The following is an 11,891-nucleotide window of genomic DNA, read 5'->3' as shown; positions in this document are numbered from 1 at the left end:
ATGGCAGGAATAGGTTTTGAGTTAAAAAAGCTGTTTAAGGCAACAGGCGTTTTGTCAAAGCTTAGGGCTTACGGTTACACCGGTATGGTAACTGCAGGTCCTATGATCCTTGGCTTTTTCTTCCTGCTGTCAATTCAGGTTATCGCAAAGCGCTTTGGCTTTTCAGAACAGGCCAGCGAGACCCTGACCAGCATCATTACCTATTCACTTTTGGCATCAATGATCTATAGCAGTATCTTTTCCATGGTGCTGACCAGATACGTTGCGGATCTTTTGTATGAACATAATGAGGAGGACGTTATACCTTCACTGGAAGGAATACTGACTTTGATGCTTCCTTCCGGAGCAGTTTTATGGGGCGTATTTTTGTTCTTCTCAGGGGTGACTTTTATTCAGGGATTTTTGGCGCTTATGCTCTTTACAACCCTTCTGGCAGCCTGGACTGAGATGAACTATCTGTCTGCCATTAAGGATTACAGAGGAATTCTTATTTCCTATGTGGGTTCAATTGTAACTGCAATAGTTGTTGCAATTATTGGCTGCAATATATTTGGTGGGAGCATTGAGCTGATGCTCTTTAGCGTGGTTCTGGGCTACGGAATGATGATGTCCATAGACTTTGCACTTTTGTATGGCTTTTTCCCGAACTCCCAGAAAAACCATTTTGATTTCCTTCCCTGGTTTGATGAGTATTCTGACCTTATGGTCATAGGCCTTACCACCAACATAGGGCTCTTTTCACATCTTGTGATAGCCTGGTTCAGCGGCTTTGGACATAAGATCACCGGACTGTTTTATTCAGCACCCCAGCACGATATATCAGCTCTTTTTGCATTCATGACTATACTTATCACCACCATCAACTTCGTGGCATCGGTGGAAGTAAATCTCTATCCCAAGTACAGGAAGTACTACGACCTGTTCAACGGTCAGGGCTCCATCTCGGAGATAGAGCAGGCGGAAAAAGAGATGCTGACAGTTCTTGACCATGAACTTATTTATACCGCCAGAAGACAGTTCTACGGAACGGCACTGATCCTTAGCGTGGGACTGGTTATCCTGGAAAGACTTCCTCTGGGCTTTGACGCACTTATGGAAGGGTACTTCAGGATACTGTGCGTGGGATATGGCGCCTACGCCGTTGCAAATGTGCTGACCCTGGTGCTCATGTATTTTACAGCTTATGAGGATGCCAAAAAGGCCAATATAGTTTTTGCAGTGACTACAACTGTCTGCTCATTGGCATCTGTTTTCCTGGAAGCAAAGTACTATGGCTTTGCCTTTGCTTTCGGAAGCATTGTTTACCTTATTTATGCCACAAGCAGACTTATGAAATATACAAAGAAACTTCCTTATCACATATTAAGTACACAGCCAATGTACGTAGAACCTAAGCGGGGACTTGGAACCAGGCTGTATATGAGGATCAAGAAATGAAGAAGGGCATTGGAACGATCATTTTAATAGGGCTTTTACTGCTGGTTGTAATTGCAGGCAGCAGGCTGTATTCCGGATATCTGGCCATGGAAGCAGGAAAAGAAGCTGAGTACACCATTACTGAGAACGTGGTAAAGACAGAAGGCAGTAAGCACCTTCGAGACAAAAATCTTTTGTATGACGACGGGAATGAAGTGGTGACCATGTACCTTACAGTACGACAGGGTAACGCCTCAGAAGGTACTGATCATACCTGGGAAGAGATCAATACCTATTCTGCCTACTACTATGACGAGAAGGGAATAGACAGATATAAGGTGGAAGCTCTTTTGCAGGTGGGAGATGAGAAGGGAATCCCTGCGGGAAACCTTGGTTATGGTGAGACTGTGCCCAACGCTATAGTTCAGATAAGAGGGCAGACATCAAGTAGGAATGATCAAAAGAACTATAAGATAGAACTTAAGGAAAACCAGGGAAGCTGGAAGGGACAGACCACAATCGCACTAAATAAGCACATGACTGATGGCCTGAGATACCGAAATAAAATGGGCTTTGACCTCCTATCTGGGATTGATCAGCTCATGAGCCTTAGGACCAACTTTGTGCATCTGTATGTGAATGACCTTACAGATGGCTCTGATGACGGCTTTGAAGACTATGGATTATATACCCAGGTTGAGCAGCTCAATAAGACTGCCCTTAAGAATCATGGACTGGATAGGACAGGACATCTATACAAGATCAATTTCTTCGAGTTTTTCAGATATGAGGATGTTATTAAGTTAAATACAGACAGTGGCTATAACAGGACAGAATTTGAGAAGTATCTGGAGATAAAAGGAAATGAGGATCACACAAAACTCATAGCTATGCTGGAAGATGTGAATAACTATGGAATGCCTATTGAAGATGTGATAGACAAGCACTTTGACATGGAAAACCTTGCTTACTGGATGGCATTTAATATTTTGACAGGAAATATTGATACCCAGAGCAGAAATACTTATCTGTACAGTCCTCAGAATCTTGATACCTGGTACTTATATAACTGGGATCTGGATGCATTTTTCAGAAGAACAGAAAATGAGATCGTGCAGAATCAGGATGCCGGCAGCTGGGACCAGGGTGTAAGTAACTATTGGGGAAATGTGCTATTTTGCAGATGCCTTAAATCCGAGAAGTTCAGGCAGGAACTGGATGCTGCAATATTAGACCTGAAATCATATCTTAGCTATGAGAGACTATCTTCAATGACTAAGGCCTATGAGCAGGTGGTAAAACCCTATCTTTATTCAGAACCGGATATCACATACGCACCTTTGACGCCTGAAAACTATGACATCGTGGAAAAGGCCCTGCCATCCCTGGTGGATGATTATTACCAGAGGTATTTAGAGTCTTTAGAAAAGCCCATGCCGTTCTATATTGACACACCACAGAAGACAAATCTGGGAGTGACCTATACGTGGGGAGACAGTTATGATTTTGATCAGGAAGATATAACCTATAAGGTCATTGTGGCAAGGGATCTGGAGTGTACTGACGTAGTCTACAAGTATGAGGGAAATTGGACTTCCTTTAGAGGTGATGACTTGCCGGAGGGGCAGTATTTTGTAAGAGCTACAGCTACCAATGAAAGTGGCTTTACTCAGGATGCATTTGATTACTACGAAACTGAGCAGGGCAAGGAATATGGAAGGTTATGCATCTATGTAGATGCTCAGGGCAATATTACAAGATATACAGTAGTAGAGTGACGAGTATGGAAAAATACAGACATGAGCTCAAGTACCTGATAAGCTATCCGGAATATGAAGGCATAAGGCGCCGGATGCTTCCCTACTTTAGCCTGGATGAGCATGCAAAGGATGGAGAGTACGTCATAAGAAGTCTTTATTTTGACGACCTTCGAGGAAGTGCTTATGAGGAAAAAGAGGACGGCATCTTTTTCAGAAAAAAGTATCGTATCAGGATCTACAATTATTCCGATAGCAGCATAAAGCTTGAGCGAAAGAAAAAACAGGACAAGTACATATACAAAGAATCGGCAAATCTCACCAGAGAAGAGTTTGAGAAGATACTTGAGGGTGACTATGAATTTCTTTTAAGGAGTGACCAAAAGCTCCTGCAGGAATTCTACATAGAATGCATCTGCAATATGATGCGACCGAGAGTGATAGTGGATTATGAAAGGACCCCATTCATTCTTGATGAAGGGACCGTGAGAGTAACCTTTGATAAGGAAGTAAGGGCAGCAGTTGGTGGATTTGATATCTTCGACAAAGACCTGCCGGCACTGGCAGCTATGGACTTGGATAAACTCATTATGGAGGTCAAGTACACGGAGTTTCTTCCGCAGCTGGTAAGGCAGTTACTTCCTCCGCGAAGCAGCGAATTTGTAAATGCCTCAAAATACGTTATCTGCTGTGACAGAACCAATTACCTTCATAAAAACCAGTACTATGTGGATGCGAAATATAATCTATAGAAGCTTAGATGAACTAATGGGAGAAAAATATGAGCGTAAAAGATTTTATTAAGAATTCGATTCTTACATCTGAGAACTACAGCCAGAACGATGTTGTTGGCATCATTTTGTCGCTGGTCATAGCTCTTTTCCTTGGGATACTTATCTATCTGGTATACAGGCGCTTCTACGCAGGAGTGGTGTATTCCAAGAGCTTTGCAATCACACTTATAGGCATGTGTGTACTTACTTGCATGGTGACTTTGGCCATCAGTACCAATATCGTTATTTCTCTTGGTATGGTAGGTGCCCTTTCTATCGTGAGATTCAGAACTGCCGTCAAGGATCCGCTTGATCTTTTGTATCTGTTCTGGGCAATAACAAGCGGAATAACGGCAGGAGCGGGAATGTATGTGCTCATGGTAGCTTCTGCAGTTATCGTCATTATAATGATCGCGATCTTCTATGGAAGGCCTTCAAAAGGCAGTGTATATGTGGCTGTTATCCATTACGAAGGGACTGATGCCGGTGATGATATCATGAGAGCCTTTGGCAAGAACAAACACTTCCTGAAGTCCAAGACCCTCAGGGGCGAAGTGACGGAGCTTGCAGTGGAAGTATATTGCAGGGGTGACAACTTTGCTTTTGAGGAGAGAATAAGGGATATCAAGGGAGTTAAGGATGTTACTCTGATCCAGTATAATGGTGAGTATGTAGGCTAGTTCGGTAGAAGAGGAATGCTCATATGAATAAGATAAAAATGCCTCTGATACTACTAGGGGTGTTACTTGTGGTCGGCATTGCATTGGGAGTTTCGATAATGCATTTCGGAAGAATGACGGGAAAAACCTATAAATATAGCGAAGGAAGTACTACTGTGCTAAATCCCTATATCGGATATGCTCCAAGCTCAGATTCTGTGAGCCTTTGCGAAAAAGCTTCTTTAGTATATTTTGAGATCCTTTGGAGTGAGCTTGAGCCGGAAGAAGGACAGTTTAACTGGGATAATATAGAATATAATCACTATATAGACAGATGGCGTACTAAGGGCAAAAAACTGGTGATTCGGTTTGTGTGTGATAAGCCGGGAAAAACAGAGCACATGGATATTCCTCAGTGGCTTTATGACAAGACCGGAGATGGCGTTGCATACGACATGGAGTATGGCAGAGGATACTGCCCTGATTACAATAATGAGATCTTCATTTCTGCCCATGAAAAGGCCATAAAAGAGATTGCTGACCATTTCAGGGGGGAAGATTATCTTGCCTATGTGGAACTGGGAAGCCTTGGACATTGGGGCGAATGGCATACCTACTACATGGCTGGGCTGCCAAGGATGCCGGAAACGATAGTGAGAGCCAGATATGTTCAGCACTATGTAAGCTCTTTTGATTATTGTAAACTCCTTATGAGAAGGCCCTTTGCAGAACTTCCTGAGGGGGCAGGCGTCTTTAATGACATGACAGGTATAGCCAATGACACTAATATGTGGCTTTCCTGGATAAATGAAGGTGGCGACTACAATGAAACCGGCGAAAAGGGAGCACTGAAAGCGGTGCCCGGTATATGGGAGTATGCCCCTGTGGGCGGCGAGTTTGCCAGCTCTGTTCCCATAAGTGTTATGCTTGGAAAAGACTACGATAAGACAGCAGAGCTTCTAAAGGCTTCACACATGAGTTTTATTGGGCCCATGGTCCCATATCTCAAAAGAGAAAACCTTGAATTTTATGAATCCTCTGATAAACTACTAAAGTATGTGGGGTACAGGTACAGGATCAGTACTTTGAGCATTAAACGGCCCTTTGGGGGAAAAAGCTATGAATGTGGTTTAAAACTCATAAATGACGGCGTGGCACCAATCTATTTTGATTTCACGCCCTGCATCTATGTGGAAGTCCCCGGAGATCCGGAAAATATGCGAAGGTACGAGCTTGATGTTGATCTGAAAACTCTGTGCCAGGATCAGGAAAAAGAAGTTGTTTTGAATTTGCCAAAAGAGCTTTTGGACGTGGAAGGAGCAAAGATCTATGCCGGCATAGAAAATGACCGGACAGGCCAGGTGGAAGCCATGTTCGACATGGAGACTGAGAGAAAAGGGAAGCTTAGCCTTTTGTGGGAGAATAAATAGGAGAAAAGAGAAAAATGAACTTTCAGGAAATTATAAACCAGATGGGCATTGAAATATTAGTATTTGCCGTGTGCATGTTCTTTGGGATCAGGCTTATTATCACAAGGGATCCCAAGATCCTTAAGAAAGAGGACCCGGACAGCATTAAGCATCCAAGGGAGTATACCCTTTATGGAGGGCTGATAATTCTTTTCCTTGGGCTTGCTGCCATCGTTATGGGAGTAGTGTCTTTCTTCAATGCTACAGCAGCTGTGGTCATCATAGTGGCTGCAGTGGTGATCATGAGTGTTATGTGGAAGATCATATACGATAAATTTGCGTAAAGAATCAGGAGCACAATGAACAGATATAAAGTAATGCTTGTGGATGACGAGGAAGATGTTGCACAAGCTATAATGAAGAAAATGAGCTGGGAGGAAATGGGGTTCGAGACTCCAAAGTATGCTCACAACGGACTGGAAGCACTGGAACTTTCCGAGGAGTATCGACCTGACATTGTCATGACCGATATCCAGATGCCCTACATGGACGGAATGGAGCTTTCAAGGAACCTTCGTAAGCTCTATCCTAACATAAGGATCATCATCTTTTCCGGTTATGATGAATTTGAATATGCCAAGGAAGCCATAAGGCTGGAGGCTGAGGAATATATCCTAAAGCCCATTGATGCGGATGAGCTTAAGGGTGTTTTTTCAAGGGTTCACGAGGCTCTGGACAGGGATCTGGACGAGAAGCTAAATGTGGAAAAACTTGAGAATTATTACATGGATTCACTGCCTCTTTTGCAGGAGGATTTCTTTGCATCCCTGGTGGACGGAAGGATAGCAGAGGACAGGATTGGAAAGCTTTTAAGCGACTACCGAATAGAGCTTCACGGGCCATATTATCTTATAGCCATCGTTCATATCAGCACATCAAGCGTACCGGAGGGAATGAATCCGGTGCTTCTTTCTGTGTCTGTAAGAAAGCTTTTAGAGGAGAGGATGGATCCTAAATGGGGCTGTAAGTTCTTTTCCTATCTGGGCAGTACTGTGATGCTGGCTCAGCTTGAAAGTGAAAAGGACGCATCTGCCTTTACCGATGACTGCGACAGACTTTGCAGACTGGCTGAGAGCATGTGTAAGGCCAGTGTCACCATCGGCATCGGCAGCATTGAAAAGAACCTTTCCGAGATCCGCGCTTCTTACCAGGGAGCCAGGGATGCAGTTTCTTACAGGGTTTTATACGGACATACCAAGGCTATCAATATTAACGAGATCTCGCCTATGGAAAAAGAGACTGAATCTGCGGAAAACGCTGATTCCCTGACGGATGTCTTTAAGAAGATGAAGATGGCTGACAAGGCCACAGTGGAAGAGGCAGCCAGAAAATATATCGAGAGCAGTCTTGATGGGCAGGGGTCCATTCAGAACTACAGGTTCATGGTGATGGAGCTTGTGAGCGAGCTGTACAAGTTTGTCAGGAACAATCAGCTGGAGGTCAATGAGGTCTTTGATATGAACACGGATGTGTATGCCAAGGTCCAACAGCTGGAGAGGAATGAGCTTAGCAACTGGTTCTGTGCAACCTGTGTAAGAATGCATGAGCTTATTGATGATAAGAGAAGCGGAAACACCAGGAGCTTTGTGACGAAGGCTCAGGAGTATGTGGCTGATCACTTTGATGATCAGGATCTTTCAATAGATTTTATCTGCAATTATCTGGGGGTAAGCAGCGCTTATTTTTCCACTGTATTTAAGAAGGAAACCGGAAAGACTTTTGTCGGGTATCTTACGGACTACCGCATGGAGAAGGCTGAAAAGATGCTGGTGGAGACCGATGAGAAGACCTACATTATCGCCCAGAGAGTGGGATATTCCGATCCTAACTACTTCAGTTATGTATTCAAAAAACAGTTCGGAGTTTCGCCATCCAAGTATAAAGCCGGCAAGGAATAACAAGGGTGTCTGTTAAGAGTAAAGTTGAGGAAAAAGCAAATGACATAAAGGCTAAGTGGCTGGTCTCCAGATTTATGAAGGGCGCTGCGCCAAGAAGCATTCAGGTTACGATCTCCATATCCTTCACGGTCGTAGCCCTTGTTTGTATGCTTGCCATGGGAATAGCTCTTTATCAGAGATTTGCCGTAAGGTCGGAAAAGATGCTTACTGAGAGCACCCAGCTTACCCTTGACCAGACGGTTATCAATCTTGAGGATTACCTTCGAAGCATGAGACGAATGTCTGATGCAATTTACTATAATGTCATAAAGGATCAGGACATCAGCAAGGAGACCCCTGTGTACCAGATGAACCTCTTGTATGAGGCTCACAAGGACTATCTTATATCTCTTGCGCTGTACTCTGACAAGGGAGAGCTTATCTGTGCTTCCCCGGTTGGAGTTGAGAAGCCGGATGTTGATGTGACAGATCAGACCTGGTTCCAGTCTGCTCTTCAAAAGCCTGAGAACCTTCATTTTTCCCTTCCCCATGTTCAGAATATTTTCGTGGATGACCCAACCTTCAGGTACTACTGGGTAATCTCCCTTAGCAGAAACGTTGAGCTAAACAGAGGCGGCGTTCCGGGGCAGGGAGTTCTTTTGGTTGACATGAACTATGCTGTCATTGAGCAGATGATGGAAGGTGTTAACGATAACCCCTCGGAGCAGTATGTTTACCTTTGCGACAGAAACGGAAACATAATCTACCATCCAATGCTTATGCAGATCTCAGCAGGTCTTTACAGGGAAAACAATGCCTATGCTGCCGCCTACGATGATGGCAGCCACAAGGAAGTGTTCCAGGGACAGACCAGGATCGTTACGGTGGAGACCATGAGCTACACGGGCTGGAAACTTGTCAGTGTTATTCCCACAAGTAATTCATATCTTGGAATGAAGGATACCAGATACTTTGCTGTCATGGTCCTGTCCATAACCCTTCTTGCCATGCTTATACTGAACAGACTGGTGGCAAGGCGCGTTACAAGACCTATCGTAAAGCTAAACGATTCCATCAGGGAAATCGAGATGGGCAATGTTAAGCCCAGTATCTATATCGGAGGGCCATCTGAGATCGAGCATCTGGGAAGGACACTTAGAGACAGTTATAACCAGATCAATGTTCTTATGAAGGAAATGGTTGCTTCCCAGGAGGAAAAGAGAAAATCCGAACTGGACGCTCTTCAGTCCCAGATAAATCCACACTTCCTCTACAATACCCTGGATTCCATTGTATGGATGATCGAGGGTGAAAAGTACAGCGATGCGGTATTCATGATAACTCAGCTGGCATCTCTTTTCAGGGTGTCCCTTTCAAGCGGAAAGACCATCATCCCCATTGAGGATGAGATAAGGCACGCCAGCAATTATATGAACATTCAGAAGGTTCGTTTTAAGGATGCTTTCTCCATAGACTTTGACATTGATGATGAGATAAAGAGCTTTTGCACCGTTAAGCTCATTGTCCAGCCTATCCTGGAAAATGCTGTGTACTACGGTGTTAAGGACATGGAGGATGGAGAGATCAAGGTTAAGGGCTATAAGGGAGAGGATGGTGACATCTATATCACTGTTTCTGACAATGGCTTTGGAATGAGTGAAGAGCAGCTGGAATTTCTTTTAACTGATGATACAAGAGTCCGGAAGAAGGGCTCAGGAGTGGGCCTTATCAATGTGCAGCGAAGGATACAGCTGCGCTTTGGTCAGCAGTATGGGCTTAAGATCGAGTCTGAGCCGGATGAAGGTACAGTTGTGACTATTCATCTGCCGGCAATTCCTTATAATCCGGAAAATGCCAAGGCACTGGAGACCGGAAAGGAGCAAGGAAATGAAGAATAAGAACATTTTTATCATTGCAATTGCAGTGCTCCTTACCTTTACTTTTATTGTATCCACATCGGCTCTTATAATGAGTGGCATAAGTGAAGAACCTGTACAGGTTTCAGTTATTTTGGATGACTCCTCCTCGGTAAGGTGGACCTCTTTTATTTCGGGGCTTGAGCAGGCTGCAAAAGACACAGGGATCAAGGTGAAGGTTGTTAACACCACGAAAAATCTGTCACTTAGTCAGCAGAATCTTTTGATAAATCAGGAACTCAATGATGGGGCTGACGGGATAATCCTTCAGCTCACCAGCAGTCGTGGCACTGAGAATATGATTTCCGATATAAGCAGAAAGGCAGTACTTCTTCTGGTGGATACCAGTGGAGACATGGACGTTGATGTTGAGGGTAGAAGCGCCTGCATTCAGGTCAACAATGTGGAGCTGGGAAGAGCTTTGGCTAATGAGGTAAGCATTGCTTACGGCAAGGAGCTTAAGGGCAAGAAGATTGGAATAGTTGCAGGGAACCTCAGGCAGAATTCCAATTCGGAGAGACTTCAGGGATTTACCGAAAATATCAAGGCATCCGGAGCGACCACAGCCTGGATCGACAGCAACATCAATTATGTCAGTGATAAGATTGGTCAGAGGCAGCAGGACAACCCTGCAGATATACTGGTGGCACTGGATAATTCAGGCCTTGAAGCAGCCTGTGAGTATGCTTTAAGGCAAAGTGGACCGCCGACGATCTTTGGAGAGGGTACTTCCATAAAGGTGGTGAGCTATCTTGATGACGGGCTTATTACAAGTATGGTAGTTCCCAATGAATACTATATGGGATATCAGTCAATTACTGCTGTTTCCAGTCGTCTGGACAACAAACTTACTCCCATGGAGGATGAGACCATAGCCTTCAGGGTTGTGAACAGGGATAATCTTTTTGACGAGAACAACCAGAGAATGTTGTTCCCGGTAGTTCAGTAGTTTTTGGAGGTAGTTACATAATGGGGAGAAAAAGGAAAGTTCTTTCCTTGGGAATGATCATAATTCTTCTGACAGTTCTTTTAAGCGGCTGCGCAGCAAAAAGTCGGAGTGTCGCACCCGGTAAGATAAAGATAGGTGTTACGGTCTACGATCAGTATGACACCTTTATGTCCCAGCTGACGGAGTGCTTTACGAAGCTGGTGGAGGATGATGTGGAGGTGGTTGTCTACAATGCATCCCAGAGCCAGCAGACCCAGAATTCTCAGGTCAAAAAAATGATCGAGGAGGGGTGCAGTGTTATCTGCGTAAACCTGGTGGACAGGACAGATCCTACGGCTGTTATTGATGCGGCCAGGAAGAACAATGTACCTATAATATTCTTCAACAGGGAATTGGTTGAGGGAGATATTGTAAGGTGGGACAAGCTCTTTTACGTGGGAGCGGATGCTGCCCAGTCCGGGAAGATGGAAGGTGAGCTGGCGGCTGCAAAGTGTCGCAGGGATAAGACTGTTGACAGAAACGGTGACGGCCTGATCCAATACGTGGTCTTGGAGGGCGAAGCGGGGCATCAGGACGCCATTGTAAGGACTGAGCTTTCTGTGGAGACTCTGATCTCCAAAGGTGTAGAGGTGGATAAGCTTGGGTATGCCATAGCCAACTGGAACAGAGCACAGGCACAGACCAAGGTGGCCCAGTTCATTGAGGATTACGGTGATAGTTTGGAGCTGATCCTTGCAAACAACGATGATATGGCTCTTGGAGCTATTGATGCCTACGAAGCTGCAGGAATAGACAGGGAAAATTGGCCCGCCATTTTCGGCGTTGACGGAACAGATGTGGGACTTGAAGCAGTTCGTGATGACAAAATGTGCGGAACAGTCTACAATGACAAGGAGGGGCAGGCGCTGGCTATGTACAGGCTTGCCATGACCCTTGCGAATGGCGGATCCATTGAGGATCTTAGCAGCGATTATGAGATTACAGGGGGCAAGTATTTGAGGCTTCCTTATGGTAAGGTGACCATCGATAATGTTCATGATTACCTTTCGAAGTAAATTTTTTGAGGAGGAATTAA

At 44.6% G+C, this 11,891-nt stretch carries 10 protein-coding genes; all 10 read left to right on the top strand.

Annotation, left to right across the window (positions count from 1 at the left end):
* Positions 1–1,437 carry an exopolysaccharide Pel transporter PelG gene (pelG, locus tag BO18_RS02910; protein ID WP_034443445.1) on the top strand — a complete coding sequence of 479 codons (1,437 nt, stop codon included), beginning with the start codon at positions 1–3 and terminating at the stop codon, positions 1,435–1,437.
* The gene (locus tag BO18_RS02905) at positions 1,434–3,194 is read left to right on the top strand and encodes a CotH kinase family protein (RefSeq protein WP_034443443.1); all 1,761 of its coding nucleotides are present in this window, start codon (positions 1,434–1,436) and stop codon (positions 3,192–3,194) included. Before pelG ends, BO18_RS02905 begins: the two co-directional genes overlap by 4 nt.
* A 5-nt stretch (positions 3,195–3,199) precedes the next feature.
* Positions 3,200–3,925, top strand: coding sequence for a polyphosphate polymerase domain-containing protein (locus BO18_RS02900; RefSeq protein ID WP_034443441.1), 726 nt, complete (start codon positions 3,200–3,202; stop codon positions 3,923–3,925).
* A 29-nt stretch (positions 3,926–3,954) separates the two neighbouring features.
* The gene (locus BO18_RS02895) at positions 3,955–4,626 is read left to right on the top strand and encodes a DUF4956 domain-containing protein (protein WP_034443439.1); all 672 of its coding nucleotides are present in this window, start codon (positions 3,955–3,957) and stop codon (positions 4,624–4,626) included.
* Between the two features lie 23 nt (positions 4,627–4,649).
* On the top strand, positions 4,650–6,035 hold the full coding sequence (locus BO18_RS02890; RefSeq protein WP_081860890.1) for a DUF4832 domain-containing protein: 1,386 nt from the start codon (positions 4,650–4,652) through the stop codon (positions 6,033–6,035).
* Between the two features lie 14 nt (positions 6,036–6,049).
* The gene (locus tag BO18_RS02885; RefSeq protein ID WP_034443437.1) at positions 6,050–6,358 is read left to right on the top strand and encodes a hypothetical protein; all 309 of its coding nucleotides are present in this window, start codon (positions 6,050–6,052) and stop codon (positions 6,356–6,358) included.
* Between the two features lie 15 nt (positions 6,359–6,373).
* Positions 6,374–7,972, top strand: a complete 1,599-nt coding sequence (locus BO18_RS02880; protein ID WP_034443436.1) for a response regulator — start codon at positions 6,374–6,376, stop codon at positions 7,970–7,972.
* Positions 7,973–8,046: 74 nt separating this feature from the next.
* On the top strand, positions 8,047–9,849 hold the full coding sequence (locus BO18_RS02875; RefSeq protein WP_081861032.1) for a cache domain-containing sensor histidine kinase: 1,803 nt from the start codon (positions 8,047–8,049) through the stop codon (positions 9,847–9,849).
* Positions 9,839–10,816, top strand: a complete 978-nt coding sequence (locus BO18_RS02870) for a substrate-binding domain-containing protein (protein WP_034443434.1) — start codon at positions 9,839–9,841, stop codon at positions 10,814–10,816. Before BO18_RS02875 ends, BO18_RS02870 begins: the two co-directional genes overlap by 11 nt.
* Positions 10,817–10,836: 20 nt before the next feature.
* The gene (locus tag BO18_RS02865) at positions 10,837–11,871 is read left to right on the top strand and encodes a galactose ABC transporter substrate-binding protein (protein ID WP_034443432.1); all 1,035 of its coding nucleotides are present in this window, start codon (positions 10,837–10,839) and stop codon (positions 11,869–11,871) included.
* Positions 11,872–11,891 lie beyond the last annotated feature (20 nt).

This window comes from Butyrivibrio sp. AE2032 (genome assembly GCF_000702965.1).
This window is presented reverse-complemented; position numbering and strand designations above follow the sequence as displayed.

What these genes read in the sequence shown, in the direction of transcription:
- pelG (WP_034443445.1), top strand. Translation starts at nt 1, where the DNA reads ATGGCAGGAATAGGTTTTGAGTTAAAAAAGCTGTTTAAGGCAACAGGC.
- BO18_RS02905 (WP_034443443.1), top strand. Translation starts at nt 1,434, where the DNA reads ATGAAGAAGGGCATTGGAACGATCATTTTAATAGGGCTTTTACTGCTG.
- BO18_RS02900 (WP_034443441.1), top strand. Translation starts at nt 3,200, where the DNA reads ATGGAAAAATACAGACATGAGCTCAAGTACCTGATAAGCTATCCGGAA.
- BO18_RS02895 (WP_034443439.1), top strand. Translation starts at nt 3,955, where the DNA reads ATGAGCGTAAAAGATTTTATTAAGAATTCGATTCTTACATCTGAGAAC.
- BO18_RS02890 (WP_081860890.1), top strand. Translation starts at nt 4,650, where the DNA reads ATGAATAAGATAAAAATGCCTCTGATACTACTAGGGGTGTTACTTGTG.
- BO18_RS02885 (WP_034443437.1), top strand. Translation starts at nt 6,050, where the DNA reads ATGAACTTTCAGGAAATTATAAACCAGATGGGCATTGAAATATTAGTA.
- BO18_RS02880 (WP_034443436.1), top strand. Translation starts at nt 6,374, where the DNA reads ATGAACAGATATAAAGTAATGCTTGTGGATGACGAGGAAGATGTTGCA.
- BO18_RS02875 (WP_081861032.1), top strand. Translation starts at nt 8,047, where the DNA reads ATGAAGGGCGCTGCGCCAAGAAGCATTCAGGTTACGATCTCCATATCC.
- BO18_RS02870 (WP_034443434.1), top strand. Translation starts at nt 9,839, where the DNA reads ATGAAGAATAAGAACATTTTTATCATTGCAATTGCAGTGCTCCTTACC.
- BO18_RS02865 (WP_034443432.1), top strand. Translation starts at nt 10,837, where the DNA reads ATGGGGAGAAAAAGGAAAGTTCTTTCCTTGGGAATGATCATAATTCTT.